Source organism: Massilia norwichensis, from assembly GCF_024753245.1.
GTDB lineage: Bacteria > Pseudomonadota > Gammaproteobacteria > Burkholderiales > Burkholderiaceae_D > Telluria > Telluria norwichensis.
Window position 1 is genome coordinate 38640 of record NZ_JANUGX010000039.1, and the last position, 15739, is coordinate 54378.

The 15739-nt window shown below is 63.8% G+C and carries 18 protein-coding genes, 1 tRNA gene, 1 pseudogene and 1 riboswitch; of the genes and pseudogenes, 10 read left to right on the top strand and 10 right to left on the bottom strand.

Annotated features, from left to right (window positions below; genetic code table 11):
- Positions 1 to 15: 15 nt before the first annotated feature.
- From NX782_RS23990 to glyA, 9 genes are all read right to left on the bottom strand, one after another.
- Positions 16 to 645 carry a riboflavin synthase gene (locus NX782_RS23990; protein ID WP_258848020.1) on the bottom strand — a complete coding sequence of 210 codons (630 nt, stop codon included), beginning with the start codon at positions 643 to 645 and terminating at the stop codon, positions 16 to 18.
- Between the two features lie 6 nt (positions 646 to 651).
- A complete protein-coding gene (gene ribD, locus NX782_RS23995) occupies positions 652 to 1731 on the bottom strand; it encodes a bifunctional diaminohydroxyphosphoribosylaminopyrimidine deaminase/5-amino-6-(5-phosphoribosylamino)uracil reductase RibD (RefSeq protein ID WP_308633106.1) in 1080 nt (359 codons plus the stop codon).
- A 69-nt stretch (positions 1732 to 1800) separates the two neighbouring features.
- Positions 1801 to 2376: a GspH/FimT family pseudopilin gene (locus NX782_RS24000; RefSeq protein ID WP_258848022.1), complete on the bottom strand. Its 576-nt coding sequence runs from the start codon at positions 2374 to 2376 to the stop codon at positions 1801 to 1803.
- A complete protein-coding gene (locus NX782_RS24005) occupies positions 2373 to 2819 on the bottom strand; it encodes a type IV pilin protein (protein WP_258848023.1) in 447 nt (148 codons plus the stop codon). The genes NX782_RS24000 and NX782_RS24005 overlap by 4 nt, the downstream gene beginning before the upstream one ends.
- A 41-nt stretch (positions 2820 to 2860) precedes the next feature.
- Positions 2861 to 3685 carry a pilus assembly PilX family protein gene (locus NX782_RS24010; RefSeq protein ID WP_258848024.1) on the bottom strand — a complete coding sequence of 275 codons (825 nt, stop codon included), beginning with the start codon at positions 3683 to 3685 and terminating at the stop codon, positions 2861 to 2863.
- A gap of 11 nt (positions 3686 to 3696) precedes the next feature.
- Positions 3697 to 4632 (bottom strand): PilW family protein, encoded by a 936-nt coding sequence (locus NX782_RS24015; RefSeq protein WP_258848025.1) that lies wholly within the window; start codon positions 4630 to 4632, stop codon positions 3697 to 3699.
- Entirely contained in the window at positions 4629 to 5186 is a 558-nt protein-coding gene (gene pilV / locus NX782_RS24020; RefSeq protein ID WP_258848026.1) for a type IV pilus modification protein PilV, read from the bottom strand. Before pilV ends, NX782_RS24015 begins: the two co-directional genes overlap by 4 nt.
- Before the next feature lie 91 nt (positions 5187 to 5277).
- A complete protein-coding gene (nrdR, locus tag NX782_RS24025) occupies positions 5278 to 5748 on the bottom strand; it encodes a transcriptional regulator NrdR (RefSeq protein ID WP_258848027.1) in 471 nt (156 codons plus the stop codon).
- A gap of 28 nt (positions 5749 to 5776) precedes the next feature.
- Complete coding sequence (glyA, locus tag NX782_RS24030) at positions 5777 to 7024, bottom strand: serine hydroxymethyltransferase (protein WP_258848028.1); 1248 nt, start codon at positions 7022 to 7024, stop codon at positions 5777 to 5779.
- Between the two features lie 97 nt (positions 7025 to 7121).
- Positions 7122 to 7222, bottom strand: a riboswitch (ZMP/ZTP riboswitch).
- 102 nt (positions 7223 to 7324) lie between these two features.
- Here glyA and NX782_RS24035 point away from each other — a divergent pair.
- From NX782_RS24035 to NX782_RS24075, 9 genes are all read left to right on the top strand, one after another.
- Positions 7325 to 8071, top strand: coding sequence for an SDR family oxidoreductase (locus tag NX782_RS24035; RefSeq protein WP_258848029.1), 747 nt, complete (start codon positions 7325 to 7327; stop codon positions 8069 to 8071).
- A gap of 251 nt (positions 8072 to 8322) precedes the next feature.
- Positions 8323 to 8727 carry a tol-pal system-associated acyl-CoA thioesterase gene (ybgC, locus tag NX782_RS24040; RefSeq protein WP_258848030.1) on the top strand — a complete coding sequence of 135 codons (405 nt, stop codon included), beginning with the start codon at positions 8323 to 8325 and terminating at the stop codon, positions 8725 to 8727.
- A 25-nt stretch (positions 8728 to 8752) separates the two neighbouring features.
- Positions 8753 to 9436 (top strand): protein TolQ, encoded by a 684-nt coding sequence (tolQ, locus tag NX782_RS24045; protein WP_258848031.1) that lies wholly within the window; start codon positions 8753 to 8755, stop codon positions 9434 to 9436.
- Between the two features lie 6 nt (positions 9437 to 9442).
- Positions 9443 to 9871 carry a biopolymer transporter ExbD gene (locus NX782_RS24050; RefSeq protein ID WP_258848032.1) on the top strand — a complete coding sequence of 143 codons (429 nt, stop codon included), beginning with the start codon at positions 9443 to 9445 and terminating at the stop codon, positions 9869 to 9871.
- Positions 9871 to 10890: a cell envelope integrity protein TolA gene (tolA, locus tag NX782_RS24055; protein WP_258848033.1), complete on the top strand. Its 1020-nt coding sequence runs from the start codon at positions 9871 to 9873 to the stop codon at positions 10888 to 10890. Before NX782_RS24050 ends, tolA begins: the two co-directional genes overlap by 1 nt.
- Before the next feature lies 1 nt (position 10891).
- The gene (tolB, locus tag NX782_RS24060) at positions 10892 to 12163 is read left to right on the top strand and encodes a Tol-Pal system beta propeller repeat protein TolB (RefSeq protein ID WP_258848034.1); all 1272 of its coding nucleotides are present in this window, start codon (positions 10892 to 10894) and stop codon (positions 12161 to 12163) included.
- A gap of 24 nt (positions 12164 to 12187) precedes the next feature.
- The gene (pal, locus tag NX782_RS24065; protein WP_258848035.1) at positions 12188 to 12715 is read left to right on the top strand and encodes a peptidoglycan-associated lipoprotein Pal; all 528 of its coding nucleotides are present in this window, start codon (positions 12188 to 12190) and stop codon (positions 12713 to 12715) included.
- Between the two features lie 114 nt (positions 12716 to 12829).
- Positions 12830 to 13591, top strand: coding sequence for a tol-pal system protein YbgF (gene ybgF, locus NX782_RS24070; RefSeq protein WP_258848036.1), 762 nt, complete (start codon positions 12830 to 12832; stop codon positions 13589 to 13591).
- 53 nt (positions 13592 to 13644) lie between these two features.
- Positions 13645 to 13720 (top strand) — tRNA-Lys (locus tag NX782_RS24075).
- Between the two features lie 79 nt (positions 13721 to 13799).
- Here NX782_RS24075 and NX782_RS24080 read toward each other — a convergent pair.
- A complete protein-coding gene (locus NX782_RS24080) occupies positions 13800 to 14807 on the bottom strand; it encodes a tyrosine-type recombinase/integrase (RefSeq protein WP_258848037.1) in 1008 nt (335 codons plus the stop codon).
- Between the two features lie 474 nt (positions 14808 to 15281).
- On the opposite strand from NX782_RS24080, the pseudogene NX782_RS24085 reads away from it, so the two are divergent.
- A pseudogene (locus NX782_RS24085) lies at positions 15282 to 15739 on the top strand (transposase); the annotation flags it as partial.

Below are 15739 nucleotides of genomic sequence, written 5' to 3' on the forward strand. Positions count from 1 at the left end.
CAGCCGGGCTTGCGCTCAAGCTTTTGCCGCGGTGAGCATGCGCTCGACGTAGCGCGCGATCAGGTCGATCTCGAGGTTGACCTTGGCGCCGGCATGCAGGTGCTTCAGCGTGGTGACGGCGATGGTGTGCGGGATCAGGTTGATCGAGAAGCGGCAGACTTTGCTGCCGTTATCGACCAGGTCTTCGACGCTGTTGACGGTCAGCGACACGCCGTTCACCACGATCGAACCCTTGTACGCCAGGTATTTGCCCAGCTCCACAGGTGCGTCGATGACCAGCTTGAAGGATTCGCCGATCGGCTCGAAGCTGTGCACGGTGCCGAGGCCGTCGACGTGGCCGGACACCAGGTGGCCGCCGAGACGCTCGGCCAGGGTCAGGGCCTTTTCCAGGTTCACTTCGCCCGGCTGGTCCAGGCCCGCGGTGCGGTTCAGGCTTTCGCGCGAGACGTCGACCGCGAACGCGTTGCCGGTCTTTTCGACCACGGTCATGCAGGCGCCGTTGATGGCGATCGAGTCGCCCAACGCGACGTCATCCAGCCCCAGGCCGCCGGCCTCGATCTGCAGGCGCACGCCCGCGAACGAACCGCCTTCGAGCGGCTTGACCGATTGAATGCTGCCCACGGCAGCGACGATTCCAGTAAACATACAGCCTTATTCCTTCTCTTGATGATTGAAGCGCGCCAGGATGCGCAGGTCGGGACCGACCTGCTGCACGCCATGGAAGCGCAATGCAAACTTGTCCTGCAGACGGGCCAGCGGCGGCAGCGCGAACATGCCCTGCCCCGGTCCGATCAGGCTCGGCGCCAGGTAGACCAGCAGTTCGTCGACGCAGCCTTCGCGCACCAGCGAGGCATTCAGCTTGCCGCCCGCTTCGACGTGCAGCTCGTTGATCTCGCGGCGGCCCAATTCCAGCATCAGCGCCGGCAGGTCGACCTTGCCGCTGCTGTTGGGCAGCATGATGACTTCATGGCCGGCGGCGCGCAATGCCGCCTCCTTTTCCGGGCTCGCCTGCGCGGCGACGATCCAGCACGGCTCGCCCTGCAGGATACGCGCACCGAGATCGATCTCGAGGCGGCTGTCGACGATCACACGGCGTGGCTGCATCGGCGTATCGATGCCGCGTACCGTGAGCTGCGGATCGTCGGCCTTGACGGTGCCGATGCCGGTCAGGATCGCCTGCGCGCGGGCGCGCCAGGCATGGCCGTCGGCGCGTGCTTCCGGGCTCGTGATCCACTGGCTCTCGCCGCTGTCCAGCGCCGTCATGCCGTCCAGGCTGGCGGCCGTCTTCAGGCGCACCCAGGGCTTCTTGACGCGCATGCGGTTGAAGAAGCCGATGTTCAATTCGTAGGCTTCGTCGGCCATGACGCCCGAACTGACCGCGATGCCGGCCGCTTCCAGCTGCGCCAGGCCGCGCCCGGCCACCAGCGGATTCGGATCGACCATTGCCGCCACCACGCGCCCCAGCCCGGCCTCGATCAGCGCGTTCGAGCATGGCGGCGTGCGGCCGTAATGGCTGCACGGCTCCAGCGTGACGTAGGCGGTGGCGCCGCGCACATCGTTCCCGCGTGCCTGGGCATCGCGCATCGCCTGGATCTCGGCATGCGCCTGCCCGGCCGGCTGGGTGTGGCCGGCGCCGATCACTTCGCCGTCACGCACGATCACGCAGCCGATGCGCGGGTTCGGCGCCGTGATGTACATGCCCTTCGCTGCCCATTCCAGGGCCAGGGCCATGCCTTCGGTATCGCTCAGTATCAGCACTTGTCTCTTTTCGGTTTGCTCAGTTCGCTCGGTTCGCCCGGTTCACGATGGCGGCGCGGCGGGACCGTCGCAGGAGGCATCGCGCGCCGGGTCGCAGCTGCGGGCCCGGCCCAGCATATTGATTTTAATACGGCGGATGCCGCCGCCATGGAACAGCGACAGCGTGCCGTAACGCGCCGCCGCCGGGTTGCTGTCGCGGCAGCTACGTCCGGCGCCATTGTAGGCGATATAGAAAGGCGGCGCCGAGGTCGTGAAGGAAAAGTCGGCGGCGATGCCCTGCGCCAGCGGGCCGTGCTCGGCCAGGATGGTGTCAGCTGGCCCCGGCAGGCGGTCGCCGTCGCGGTCGACGAATACGGTCCAGCCCTGGCGCCAGTCGGCGCCGCCCGCGCCCTTCGGCAGCAGGGTGACGAGCTCGCCGCGCGCCAGTGCCTGGGCACGCGCCAGGCCGATGGCGGCGAACAGGTCGGCGGTGGCGGCCTTCAGCTGCTGGGTGCGGACCAGCTGACCGAGGTCCGGGGCCCCGGCCGCCAACAGGATCACGAGGATCGCCATCACGGCGAGCAGTTCGATCAGCGAGAAGCCGGCCTGGCGCGCCGCCCTGCCAGGCCATCGATTCACGGCCAGCAACGCCCGCTCCCCGCCGCCGCATGCCTGCCCTGGCTGTCGAAGGTGAGTACGCCGCATTCGGGGTCGCGGAAGCGCGCGTCGACCTTGGCCGTGCCGGGCGTGGCGCGCAGCTCGACGCAATCGGCGATGTCGCGACCCGGACAGGCATGCGCGTCCAGCTCGTACAGGCTCGCGGCCGCGGTGGCGCCCGACCACCAGCGAAAACCTTGCGGCGCCGCGTCTTCGCTGCTCGAGGAAAACTCGGCATAGGTGTTGTGCTGCAAGTGGTAGCGTTCCTGCTGCTGCATCGCTTCGAACAAGGCGATCTGTCCTTCAGTGCGCTTGGTGCGCACGACGTGGCCGGCATAGCTCGGGTAGGCCACCGACACCAGGATGGCGAGGATGGCCAGCACCACCAGCATTTCGATCAGGGTAAAACCGCTCTTCATGTTCATGGATCCCTCGTTTTGTTTTCACTTCGTTTTCATTGCTTTGCTTATTCGATGGCCTGGGCGTGCAGCTGCGGCCAGTTGACGATTTCGCGCCAGCCGATGCGTCCGGCCGGGAGCTGGACGGGCGCCGGCGCCGGCGCTGGATTGCCGGAGGGCGGTCCAGCCCCATCTGGCGGCGCTGCCGCGGCATCCGGTGCCTGGCCGATGTCGCCGGCCTCGCCCGGCGCAGATGACGGTGGCGGCGGCGCGGGCTTGGGCTTGCGGTACACCGACTGCAGCACGACCTGCATCGTCCCACGGCTGCCGAAGCCGACTGCCGTGATCCGGTAAAAGCTGCCGAGCGCTTCGCCGGCACCCGGCGGTACGATCTTTTCGATGAGGTAGGCCGGCGGGCGTGCCGGCAGCAAGCCTTGGCCGGTCGCCAGCTGCGCGCCGGTGTAGTGCCCGTAGGCCACGAGCGCGGGGTTGTCGGGTTCAACCAGATCCTGTACCTGCCAGGCCGGCGGCGAGGACGCCAGGCATAGTCCACGCGCCGAGCCGGCGCGGCCGCAACCGTCGACGAAGCCACCGGCGCCAGGCTCCGTGAACTGGGCAGCCCGCGCCGGATCGGTGCCGGAAGCATCCGACGCAATGTCGCGCTCCGCATCGCGCAGCGCCGCTTCCGCAGCCTCGTGCGCAATGCTGCGCTCGCGCTCGGCCCCGGCGGAGGCGATGGAAGCGAACACGGCGCGGCAGACCGATACGCCGACCAGCATGGCCGCCATCATCAGCACCAGCGCGCAGACCAGGGCCGCGCCGCGCTGACGGTGGTGGTGGCGGTGGCCGTGGCGCAAGCGCATCGCTGGCAGGCTCATCGTTGGTAAGCTCATTGCAGGCAAGCTCATAAAGCGCCCGCGGGCAGCGCCACCGTCATCGAGAACAGCCTGCGTTCGCGCCGCCGCAACTGGTCCGGCAAGGCATCCTCGCGCACCACGGTCCCGGTATCGCCGGCCGCCGCCTCCGCCGCGTGCAGCGGCCCGAACAACTGGAACTCGGTATTCACGGCCCCGTGCCGCGTGGTCCGCGCACCGTGCAGCAGCAGGGCAACACGTACGCTGACCACACGCTTCCACCAGGTGCGCCGATTCAGCTCCTGCGCCGGCAGTCCGGCGAAGGCAGCGTCCAGGGCCTGGATCGCGTCGGCGTTGAGGTAGCGGTTGGCGGCGCCGTCGCGCGGGGTATCGGTGTCGATGCCATACAGCACCTGGAAGCTGTCGACGCCCGCGACGACGGCGTGCGCACTCCAGCTGCCGCTGCCGCTGCCACGGTATTTGCAGCGCAGCTCGGGCTCGCCGTCGCCATTCTTGGCGACATAGAAGATGCTCCAGCCCTCTTCGAACGAAGGGACGGCAAAGCCGGCACAGTTGAGAACGCTGCCGTCGCCATTCGTGCCGCCGCCGGCGCCGGGAAAGCGCACGGCCAGCACGTCGCTGCCGTTCGCGACCGCCGCCAGCGGCGTGGCGATGCCCGCCGTGCTGCTGCCGAGCGAGCGCGCATCGAGGCCAGCCAGGCGTGCCGGCAGCACGTCGACCGGCGCCGACAAGTCCAGTTGCAGCGGATCGGCATGGGCCGTCTGGCGCACGGCACGGCCGACGATATCGAGCGCATAGCGGCCGGCATCGTCGAGGGCGGCGGCTTCGACCTGGGCGGCGTAGGCATGGTTGGCCAGGCCCAGCAGGCGCGCGGCGGCCAGCACCACGGCCAGGCCGATGGCCATCGCCACCATCATCTCGACCAGGGTCAGGCCGGCCTGGCTGGCGCGCGACAAGCCGATCATGGCGCGCCCTCCCCGAGCGTCAGGAACACGGCCGGTGCCTCGGGCGCATCGGGGGCAGCCTGCCTGTCATGCCAGCCCAGCTTGACCGTGACCGGCGCACCGGGCGTGTCCGTGCAGTCCCAGGCCAGCAGGCCGGTCGCGCCCGGCGTCTGCGCATCGCGGCAGACGCGCATGCGCCCACCGGGAAAGCGGCCGGCCAGCTGCGCGGCGGTCTCGAACAGATCGAAGGCCGCCAGTTCGGCGGGTCCGCAATCGGCGCTGCCATAGCAGGACGCCGGCGCGGCCGGCAAGGCGCTGGCTTGTACGTCGAACTGCAGATAGGGATTGGCGGCATCCGGCAGTGCCATCGCCGCGGGATTGGCGCGCATGCGCTGGGCCAGCGAATCGGCCAGGCGCATGCCGTCGGCCAGCCGCGCTGCCTCGCCGGCGGCACGCACGGCCACCGCCTGCACGGCCGCGGCCCCGGCAACGCCGAGGGCCACGACGAACAGGGCCACCAGCACTTCCACCAGCGTGAAGCCGGCGCAAGGACGATGGGCTCGATGGCCGGCCATGCTCTACCTCCAGTCTCGGTTCAGGGAGACGAGAAGTTATCAGGCGGGCTCAGGTCAGCCGTGGCGGGTGCTCAATCTAAAGGACGGAACTTTATACAGGCGGTGTTTTCGCGCCCGGCCCGACTTCGGCAATCGCTTCCTGGAACTCGGCCAGGTCTTCGAAGTTCTTGTAGACGGAGGCGAAACGGATGTAGGCGATCTTGTCGAGACGCTTGAGTTCCTGCATCACGAGCTCGCCGACGTAGACGCTGTCGACTTCGCGGCGGCCGCTGGTGAGCAGTTTTTCCTCGATCGAGGAGACGGCGGCGTCGATGGCGCCGGCGGCTACGGGACGCTTGCGCAGGGCCAGCATCAGGCTGCCGCGCAGTTTGGAGGATTCGAATTCGGTGCGGCTGCCGTTCTTCTTGACGATGATCGGCATCGAGAGCTCGACGCGCTCGTAGGTCGTGAAGCGCTTGTCGCACTGCGCGCAGCGGCGCCGGCGGCGGATGGAATCGCCCTCCTCGGATACGCGGGTATCGAGGACCTGGGTGTCTTCATGCTGACAGAACGGGCATTTCATCGTTGCCGGGCCGCTGTGGCGTCAGAGATTACGAAGCGTAGACCGGATACTTGTCGGTCAGGACTTTGACCTCGGCCTTGACGCGCTCGATGGTCGCGGCGTCGTGCGGGTTGTCCAGCACATCGGCGATCAGGTTGCCCACCTTGGTCGCGTCTTCTTCCTTGAAGCCGCGGGTGGTGAAGGCCGGGCTGCCGAGGCGGATGCCGGAGGTCACGAACGGTTTCTGCGGGTCGTTCGGGATTCCGTTCTTGTTGCAGGTCATGTGCGCCTGGCCCAGGATGGCTTCCGCTTCCTTGCCGGTCAGGCCTTTCGAACGCAGATCGACCAGCATCACGTGCGACTCGGTGGTGCCCGAGACGATGCGCAGGCCGCGTGCGATCAGGGCGTCGGCCAGGGCCTTCGCGTTCTTGACCACCTGCTGCTGGTAGGCCTTGAATTCCGGCGACAGCGCTTCCTTGAAGGCGACCGCTTTACCGGCGATCACATGCATCAGCGGACCACCCTGGATGCCCGGGAAGATCGCCGAGTTGATGGCCTTTTCGTGCTCGGCCTTCATCAGGATGATGCCGCCGCGCGGGCCGCGCAGGGACTTGTGGGTGGTCGAGGTGACGAAGTCGGCGTAAGGCACCGGGTTCGGGTACTCGCCCGCTGCGATCAGGCCGGCATAGTGGGCCATGTCGACCATGAAGTACGCACCGATTTCCTTGGCAACCTTGGCAAAGCGTTCGAAGTCGATGCGCAGCGAGAAGGCCGAGGCGCCGGCGATGATCAGCTTCGGCTTGTGCTCGCGGGCCAGACGCTCCATCTGCTCGTAGTCGATGTCTTCCTTCTCGGTCAGGCCGTAGGAGATCACATTGAACCACTTGCCCGACATGTTCAGGGCCATGCCGTGGGTCAGGTGGCCGCCTTCGGCCAGCGACATGCCCATGATGGTGTCGCCGGGTTTCAGCATGGCGAAGAACACGCCCTGGTTGGCCTGCGAGCCCGAGTTCGGCTGCACGTTGGCCGCTTCGGCGCCGAACAGCTGCTTGACGCGGTCGATCGCCAGTTGCTCGGCGACGTCGACGTATTCGCAGCCGCCGTAGTAGCGCTTGCCCGGATAGCCTTCCGCATATTTATTGGTCAGCTGGGAGCCCTGCGCCTGCATCACGGCCGGCGAGGTGTAATTCTCCGATGCGATCAGCTCGATGTGGTCTTGCTGGCGGGTGTTTTCCTTCTGAATGGCATCCCACAGTTCCGGGTCGACGTTGGCGAGCGTGTGATCTTTTGCAAACATGAAAAAAACTCCAATCGATAAGAGTACCAGGCAACAGGCAGCGCTGAACCGGGGCGGGAGCGAATACACGGCAGCCGCGATACGAAGCGTACCCGTCGAAGGCTGCCCAGGCGAACGGCAAACGACATCTCACGCTCCCCGGTGGATCTCCACCTTGGCCGCCTGCGGAGGCGGTTTTCGCCAGTTACGTGAGACGTAATGGAACTGCCGATTGTAAAGGATGACACATGGGGTAAGCAATGATCATTTCGGCTACAATCTCGCAGTTCATCTTCACCCTCCAATACCCGGGATTCCATCATGATCGTTTTCATTACCGGCGCATCGGCCGGCTTCGGCGCCGCGATGGCGCGCACCTTCGTCAGGAACGGCCACCAGGTGGTGCTCGCGGCGCGGCGCAAGGATCGCCTGGAGTCGCTGGCCCGCGAGCTCGGCGAATCGGCGCTGCCGGTCGCCATGGACGTGACGAGCAAGGCCTCGATCGAGGAAGCGCTGTCGATGCTGCCGCAGTCCTGGCGCCAGATCGACGTCCTGATCAATAACGCCGGCCTGGCGCTCAACACCAAGCCGGCGCATGAAGTCCCGCTGGAAGACTGGGACACCATGATCGACACCAACGTCAAGGGCCTGGTGACCATGACCCATGCGGTCCTGCCTTCGATGGTCGAGCGCGGCAGCGGCCTGGTCATCAACCTCGGCTCGGTGGCCGGCCACTACCCCTACCCGGGCGGCAATGTGTACGGCGCAACCAAGGCCTTCGTCGAACAGTTCACGCTGAACCTGCGCGCCGACCTGGTCGGCACCGGCGTGCGCGCCACCAACCTGGCGCCGGGCCTGTGCGGCGGCACCGAATTCTCGAACGTGCGCCTCAAGGGCGACGACGCAGCCGCCGCCAAGGTCTACGAAGGCACCCAGCCGCTGACCGCCGAAGACATCGCCGAGACCGCCTACTGGATCGCCACCCTGCCGCCGCATGTCAACGTCAATCTGATCGAAATGATGCCGACCTGCCAGGGCTTCTCGCCTTTCAACATCAAGCGCACCTAAGCTTGAATTCGCACAAACCGGTGTCTGACCCCGGTTTGTGTTTCCTCAAGCGTGTGTCTGTGGCGACGCAGGTTGTGAGAAAGTGTTACAGTTCTTGGCTGAGTATGCACACTTGGCGTTTACTCATGCCCATTTAACATCGGACCAGCCATTTGGTCCCACGCGCATTTCGGATGTTTATGTATGCCAGCGTACATAAACAAGTAGAAAATCGCGTAAAATGTTTCCCATTTTCATTTATGGCAGCTGAAATGCCTTCAGTTTTCACCTGGACAGTGCGGGTCTATTACGAAGACACCGACGCCGGCGGCATCGTGTATTACGCCAATTACCTGAAGTTCTTCGAACGTGCGCGCACGGAATGGCTGCGCTCGCTCGGCATTCACCAGCAAAACCTGCTCGACGAGGAAAGCGCCGCCTTCGTGGTGCGCAGCGCCAGCGTCGACTACCTGTCGTCCGCGCGCCTGGATGACGAACTGACCCTGCGCCTGAGCGTGGAAAAACTCGGCCGCGCTTCGGTCCAGTTCGCGCAACAGGCCTGGCGCGGCGACACCCTGCTGTCGACCGCCAACGTGAAAGTGGGCTGCGTGGATGCGCAGACGATGCGCCCCCGCTCCATCCCCGATTCCGCCGCTGCTAAAATGCGCGCCGACTGAACATTTGACCAAATAACCGATACTGATGAACGCAGTCCAAGACCTCTCCTTTATTGAACTGATCCTTCACGCGCACTTCCTCGTCAAGCTGATCATGGCCCTGCTGTTCGCGATTTCGGTGATCAGCTGGACCTATATTTTCCGCAAGGTGTTTGCGATCCGCGCCGCGCGCCGCCTGACCGAACAGTTCGAGCGCAGCTTCTGGGCCGGCGGCAATCTGCACACGCTGCACCAGAGCGCCAGCAACCAGCGCGACCAGAGCGGTCCGCTGGCCCGCATCTTCGAGGCCGGCATGGGCGAATTCATCAAGGGCAAGCAGGCCGCCCGCGACGCCCTCGACGTCGGCGCCGTGCTGGATGGCGCCCGCCGCGCGATGCGCGCCGCCTTCCACCGCGAACTCGATCACCTGGACACCCACCTGAACTTCCTGGCCTCGGTCGGCTCGGTGTCTCCGTACATCGGCCTGCTCGGCACCGTGTGGGGCATCATGAACGCCTTCCGCGGCCTGGCCAACGTGCAGCAGGCAACCCTGGCCGTGGTCGCCCCCGGCATCGCCGAAGCACTGATCGCCACCGCGATCGGCCTGTTCGCGGCAATCCCGGCAGTGGTCGCGTACAACCGCTTCACCCACGATATCGACCGCCTCGCGATCCGCTTCGAAAGCTTCGTCGAGGAATTTTCGAACATCCTGCAGCGCCAGTCGCGCTAAAAGAACATGGCATTCAACAGCAATCTGCGGAGCAGCCGCCGCAAGCTGAAATCCGAAATCAACGTCGTGCCCTACATCGACGTGATGCTGGTGCTGCTCATCATCTTCATGGCGGTGCCGCAGTCGCAGAATCCCAGCGAGATCAAGCTGCCCAGCGCCGAGCGCTCGACCCAGCCGCCGGACGACTACATCAACATCGCCGTGAAGAGCGATGCCCGTCTGCAGATCGGCATCATCGGCAAGCAGGCGCAAGCCTTCGAGGACGTGGATAACCGCGCCGCCGCGATCGACCGCCTGCGCGCGATCCATGCCGAGCACCCGGATTATCCGGTGATGATTTCCGGCGACCGCGAAAGCAAATACGACGATGTGATCCAGCTGATCTCGGAAGCCAAGAAGTTGGGCATCAACCGGGTTGGATTGGCTACGAAATAATGTCGGCAACGAAGCACAACAGCAACGCCGCCGGCGGTTCGCCTTATCAGGTGCCGCCGGAACCGAACCGCTGGCCCTCGATCGGCCTGGCGGTGGGTGTGCACGCCCTGTTGCTGGCCTTCCTGGTCATCGGCATCAACTGGACCAACAACCAGCCGGTGGCGGTCGAGGCCGAGGTCTGGGATACCAGCGTGCAGCAGGCTGCCCCGCCGGCGCCGCAGCCCGTGGTCGAACCCGAACCGCAGCCGCAGCCGGAAACGCCGCCGCCGATGCAGCGCGTGGCCGAGCCGCCGCCGAAAGTCGAGCCGGCGCCGCCGAAGCAGCCGGATATCGCGCTGGAACGCGAAAAGAAGCGTAAAGAAGAACTGAAGCAGCGCCAGGAAGAAGAGCGCATCGAGCGCGAGTTGGCGGAGAAGCGCGCGCAGGAGAAAAAGGAAAAAGCGTTGGCCGATAAGAAGGCGCGCGACGAAGAGAAAAAGAAAGAGCAGGAACTGGCGAAGAAGTCAGAAGAAGCGGAAAAGAAAAAAGCCCAGGAACTGGCTAAGAAAGAAGAAGCCGAGAAGAAGAAAAAGGAAAAGGCCGAGCAGGACAAGGCCGAGAAACTGGCCAAGGCAAAAGCCGAAAAGGCGGAAGCCGCGAAGCTGGATAAACTGCGCGCCGAGGAAATGAAACGCCTGACGGCTGGCGCCGGCAGCCCGGGCAGCAGCGGCAGCGCCGAGAAATCGACCGCACCGCGCATCGACAAGGGTTATATCGCCAGCATCGCAGCAAAGATCAAGGGCAATACGACTTATCCGGGCAGCACCGATGTACCCGGCAATCCGGAAGTGGTGTTCCAGGTCGAGCAACTACCGACCGGCGAAATTCTTTCGGTGCGCAAGACCAAGAGCAGCGGCATTCCTGCCTTCGACGAAGCCGTGGAACGCGGCATTAACAAATCGTCACCGCTACCAAAGAAGAAAGATGGTACGGTAGAGCGATCTGTACAGGTCGGTTTCAAACTGAAGGAAATGAACTGATATGAAGAAATTACATACCCTGCTGTTTTCGGCCTCGCTCCTGATGGGCGTGGCTGCACATGCCCAGGTGCGCGTCGAAATCGCCGGCGTGAGCGGCACCCAGATCCCGGTCGCGGTGGCGGCCTTCGCCGATGAATCGATCGCACCGGAGCAAGTTTCCAGCATCATCCGCGCCGACCTCGAGCGCAGCGGCGTGTTCAAGGTGATCGACGCCGGCCGCGCGATTTCGGACAGCGCCAGCATCGACCTCGGCGCCTTCAAGGCCAGCGGCGCCGACGCCCTCGTGGTGGGCTCGGTCAGCCGCCTGGCCGACGGCCGCCTCCAGGTCCGCTACAAGCTGATGGACACCGTCAAGCAGACCCAGCTTTCGCAGCTGTCGGACGCGGTCGGCCCGCGCAACACGCGCCTCGAAGCCCACCGCATCGCCGACGATGTCTATGAAAAGCTGACCGGCACGCGCGGCATCTTCTCGACCCGCATCTCGTATGTGAAGGTAAATCGCGGCAATGGCAACCACAGCTACGAGCTGGTGGTCGCCGATGCCGACGGCCAGAACGAACAGGTGGCCGCCTTCGGCCGCGAAGCGATCATCTCGCCGGCCTGGTCGCCGGACGGCACCAAGGTCGCCTATGTCTCGTTCGAAAAGCAGAAGCCGATCGTCTACGTGCAGAACCTGGTGACCGGCCAGCGCGCCATCATCTCGAATGAAAAGGGCAGCAACTCGGCGCCGGCCTGGTCGCCGGACGGCACCAAGCTGGCCCTGTCGCTGTCGAAGACCGGCAGCACCCAGGTCTTCATCGTGAACGCCGATGGCAGCGGCATGCGCCGCCTGACCAATACCAATGGCATCGATACCGAGCCCCAATTCTCGGGCGACGGCCAGAGCATTTATTTCGTCAGCGACCGCAGCGGCGGTCCGCAGATCTACAAGATGAGCGTGAACGGTGGCCCGGCCACCCGCGTCACCTTTAATGGCAGCTATAACATTTCTCCTCGTATATCCCCGGACGGCAAGACGCTGGCGTGGATCTCGCAACGCGATGGAGGCTTCAATCTGTACGCGATGGACCTGGCCAGCGGCCAGGAACAGCGCCTGGCCGATGGGGCCACCGAACCGAGTTTTTCGCCGAACGGCAAATACATCATGTATGCCAACAAAGCCGGCGGACGTGCCTCGCTGGCAGTCGTGTCCGTCGACGGTCGTGTGAAACAGCGTCTTTCGACGCAGGCGGGAAACATCAAGGAGCCCAGCTGGGGCCCCTTTATGAAGTAAAATTTTTTGACCAGGAGAAAAACCATGCGCAACATTAAAACTATCGCTTTCATCGCCTCGGCTGCAGCCCTGCTGTCGGCTTGCTCGTCGACCAAACTGCAGGAAACCCCGGTGGTCGAGAAGACCCCGGTCGCCGAAACCGCACCGCCGGCTGACACCAGCCGCGACGTCCGCCCGGTCGAAACCGGTGCCGTCGATCCGCTGAACGACCCGAAAGGCGTCCTGGCGAACCGCAGCGTCTACTTCGACTACGACAGCTACGTCGTGCGCGACGACGGCAAGCCGGTCGTCGAAAACCACTCGGCTTACCTGACCAAGAACAAGCAGCGCAAAGTGCTGATCCAAGGTAACACCGACGAACGCGGCGGCACCGAGTACAACCTGGCCCTGGGCCAGAAGCGCGCCGAAGCCGTGCGCCGTTCGATGGCTGCCCTGGGCGTGGCCGAGAACCAGATGGAAGCCGTGTCGCTGGGCGAAGAAAAGCCGAAAGCAACCGGCAGCAACGAAGCGGCCTGGGCTGAAAACCGCCGCGCCGACATCGTCTACCAATAATCGGTACGCTGCCGACGCCGTCCCATACGGCTCGGCGCACCCGGTTGATTGACAGCGGGGCGGGATGCAGTGCAGACTGCATCCCGCCCCGTATTGCTTAGGAAGAGCCAGATAATGATGAAAACGTCCCAGTCCCGCCTTGCGGCCATCGCCCTCGCCTTCGCCGCCTGGCTGCCCCTGCACGCGAGCGCCGGCCTGCTCGACGACGATGAAGCGCGCCGCGCCATCCTCGACCTGCGCGCCAAGGTCGACGCCCTGTCGCGCGACATGAACGCCCGCATCGACGCCAAGTCCGACAAGACCGCGACCCTGGAAATGCTGAACCACCAGGAAGAGACGATGCAGGAAATCGCCCGCCTGCGCGGCCAACTCGAAGTGCTGGCGAACCAGATCGCGACTTCGCAAAAGAATCAGCGCGACCTGTACGCCGACCTCGACGCGCGCATCAAGAAACTCGAGCCGCGCCAGGAGACCATCGACGGCCAGACCGCCGAGGTGCTGCCGACCGAGAAGAAGTCCTACGACACCGCCATGGAGCTGTTCAAGTCGGGCGACTACAAGGCCGCCGCCAACGCACTGCAGGACTTCGTGCGCCGCTATCCGGACTCCGCCTACGCTGCCAACGCCCAGTACTGGCTCGGCAACGCCTACTACGCCCAGCGCGACTACAAGAACGCGATCGCAGCCCAGGAAGCGGTGGTCTCGAACTACGGCACCAGCAGCAAGGCGCCGGACGCGATGCTCAACATCGCCAGCAATTACATCGAGCTGAAGGACAAGAAGAACGCCAAGAAGGTGCTGCAGCAGCTGGTGTCGAAGTTCCCCGACACCGCCGCCGCGGCAACGGCCAAGGACCGCCTGGCCGCGCTGAAGTAAGTACCTTGCGCGTTTGACAGCCCGGCAGATTGAACATATAATCTTGCTTCTTCGGGTCGTTAGCTCAGTTGGTAGAGCAGCGGACTTTTAATCCGTTGGTCGCTGGTTCGAGCCCAGCACGGCCTACCACGAATTTGCAGTATCAAATCAAGGCGTTGCGAGTGATCGTGACGCCTTTTTTTGTATCTCCGGCAGTCCCCTCTTCTACCTACTGTGCCGTACTTGTGACGCGCAGCAGTCCATCTACTACCGCCGCATGACGCGCCATGTGTGCCGGCGCCAGATGCGCGTACCGCCGAACCATCGCTGCCGACTTCCAGCCGCCCATCTCCTGCAGGTCGTACAACGGTGTGCCGTTCTGAATCAGCCAACTGGCCCAGGTATGGCGCAGATCGTGCCAGCGGAAATCTGCGATGCCGGCCCGCTTCAGCGCATTGCGCCAGGCCTTCGTGTTCACGTACTTGATCGGGTTTCCGTCGTACGTGAAAACGCGTTCCAAGTGCTTGCCACGCTGGCCTTCCAGTACTTCCACCGCCAGGTCACACAGCGAAACGTGGATATCCTCGCCGCCCTTTGCCTCATCGGCTGCGATCCAGGCTGTACGACGCTCAATGTCAACTTGCGACCATTGCAGACGTACCACATTGCCCTGTCTTAGCCCGGTTGCGAGCGCGAACAACGCGATGTCCCGCTGGTGCTCAGGCAGCGCGTCCAACAGCGCCTTTGCCTGCTTCGGCGTGATCCACCGAACACGGCGCTTTGGCTCCGGGTACATCTTCACTTTTGGCACCCGGCCGGTCCACTCCCACTCCAAGGATGCCTTACGCAAGATTGCACGAATCAGCGCGAGGTAGCGGTTGGCTGTCGCATTGCTCGACTCGGCCCTCTTGCGTGCGCCAATCGCCGCGATCTCGTCACGCGTGATGTCAGCCAACACTCGATTCCGCAGGAACTGCCGCAACCAGTCCAGCTTTAGCACATCTTCGTGATGAGTACGTTTATGGGCGGTCTCCTTCAGCCACTTGCTTGCTGCCTCGTCCCACGTGCGCCTGGGCTGCTCCCCGAGTTTCTGTAGCCGCCAGTGCTCCGCCTTCAGTCGGTCATGCAGTTCCTGCGCTTCGACCTTGTTGCTTGTTTCAGACGAGCGCCTGACGCGCGCCCCTGATGGCGTGGTGAAGTCGATCCACCACGTACTTCCGCGTTTATAAAGTGACATTACCCGGTCTCCTTGAGTTGTCACTTGCAACGCTTGCCGTGGTTAAGCATAGCTCCCACTCGCGTATGCCACAAGGCTGAAGTCTCTCTGCGTGCCCCTTGCGAAGGTGGTCGACTCGCCCTCACCGCTTTATCCAAATTTGCTCATCAAATGCAACACGGTTCAGCCGATCCAGCATGAGAGCTGCGTCGCTTCAAGTCTTGAGAGCCCAGCCATGCCAAGATATCGACGCGCCACATCATATCAATATGTTAACTAAATTAAACAATTTACATGGTGAATAGTATGCGTCGAGATGAGCCCCAAATAGCGCTTCTTGCAATTTTCGCAGTCGCAATAGGAATGCTTGTGTATTTCGCAGTCAAAGCCTTTGGCGACATGGTCCATCTGAGCTGGGGCGCTGCTGAGATAGCCCCTTGAAGTACCAGACACAGTCGATGCTGTATCCTTACGTATAGGAATAAGACTGTGAGTATGACTAGAAACAACCAAACCATCGAAGTCGTGACGGTGTCCGAAGAGCGACGCCGCCGCTGGTCAGTGCAGGAGAAAGCTGCGCTGGTCAAGGAAACGTACGAGCCGGGCATGAGCGTATCGCTGGTGGCCCGCAAACATGGCATCAGTGCCAGCCAGCTGTTCAATTGGCGCAAGCTCGAGCGGGAAGGCGCCCTGGTCGCGGTGCATTCCGGTGAGTCGGTCGTACCAGCGAGTGAGCTGGCAGCGGCACGCGCCCAGATCGCACAACTGCAGCGCATGCTGGGCAAGAAAACCATGGAAGCGGAGATCCTGCGCGAAGCGGTCGAGCTGGCTCGCGAAAAAAAGTGGATTGCGCGCTCACCCTTATTGGACAAGGACGGGCAGTAAAGCCTGTTTGCGTTGTCCTTGGTGTAGCGCGCTCGCACGTGATTGACCTTCTTGCCCGACCTGCAAAC

Excerpts from the sequence above, each read along its gene's own strand:
- NX782_RS23990 (WP_258848020.1), bottom strand. The coding sequence starts at position 645 with ATGTTTACTGGAATCGTCGCTGCCGTGGGCAGCATTCAATCGGTCAAG.
- ribD (WP_308633106.1), bottom strand. The coding sequence starts at position 1,731 with ATGGCCCTGGCCCTGGAATGGGCAGCGAAGGGCATGTACATCACGGCG.
- NX782_RS24005 (WP_258848023.1), bottom strand. The coding sequence starts at position 2,819 with ATGAACATGAAGAGCGGTTTTACCCTGATCGAAATGCTGGTGGTGCTG.
- NX782_RS24010 (WP_258848024.1), bottom strand. The coding sequence starts at position 3,685 with ATGAGCTTACCAACGATGAGCCTGCCAGCGATGCGCTTGCGCCACGGC.
- NX782_RS24015 (WP_258848025.1), bottom strand. The coding sequence starts at position 4,632 with ATGATCGGCTTGTCGCGCGCCAGCCAGGCCGGCCTGACCCTGGTCGAG.
- pilV (WP_258848026.1), bottom strand. The coding sequence starts at position 5,186 with ATGGCCGGCCATCGAGCCCATCGTCCTTGCGCCGGCTTCACGCTGGTG.
- nrdR (WP_258848027.1), bottom strand. The coding sequence starts at position 5,748 with ATGAAATGCCCGTTCTGTCAGCATGAAGACACCCAGGTCCTCGATACC.
- glyA (WP_258848028.1), bottom strand. The coding sequence starts at position 7,024 with ATGTTTGCAAAAGATCACACGCTCGCCAACGTCGACCCGGAACTGTGG.
- NX782_RS24035 (WP_258848029.1), top strand. The coding sequence starts at position 7,325 with ATGATCGTTTTCATTACCGGCGCATCGGCCGGCTTCGGCGCCGCGATG.
- ybgC (WP_258848030.1), top strand. The coding sequence starts at position 8,323 with ATGCCTTCAGTTTTCACCTGGACAGTGCGGGTCTATTACGAAGACACC.
- tolQ (WP_258848031.1), top strand. The coding sequence starts at position 8,753 with ATGAACGCAGTCCAAGACCTCTCCTTTATTGAACTGATCCTTCACGCG.
- NX782_RS24050 (WP_258848032.1), top strand. The coding sequence starts at position 9,443 with ATGGCATTCAACAGCAATCTGCGGAGCAGCCGCCGCAAGCTGAAATCC.
- tolA (WP_258848033.1), top strand. The coding sequence starts at position 9,871 with ATGTCGGCAACGAAGCACAACAGCAACGCCGCCGGCGGTTCGCCTTAT.
- tolB (WP_258848034.1), top strand. The coding sequence starts at position 10,892 with ATGAAGAAATTACATACCCTGCTGTTTTCGGCCTCGCTCCTGATGGGC.
- pal (WP_258848035.1), top strand. The coding sequence starts at position 12,188 with ATGCGCAACATTAAAACTATCGCTTTCATCGCCTCGGCTGCAGCCCTG.
- ybgF (WP_258848036.1), top strand. The coding sequence starts at position 12,830 with ATGATGAAAACGTCCCAGTCCCGCCTTGCGGCCATCGCCCTCGCCTTC.
- NX782_RS24080 (WP_258848037.1), bottom strand. The coding sequence starts at position 14,807 with ATGTCACTTTATAAACGCGGAAGTACGTGGTGGATCGACTTCACCACG.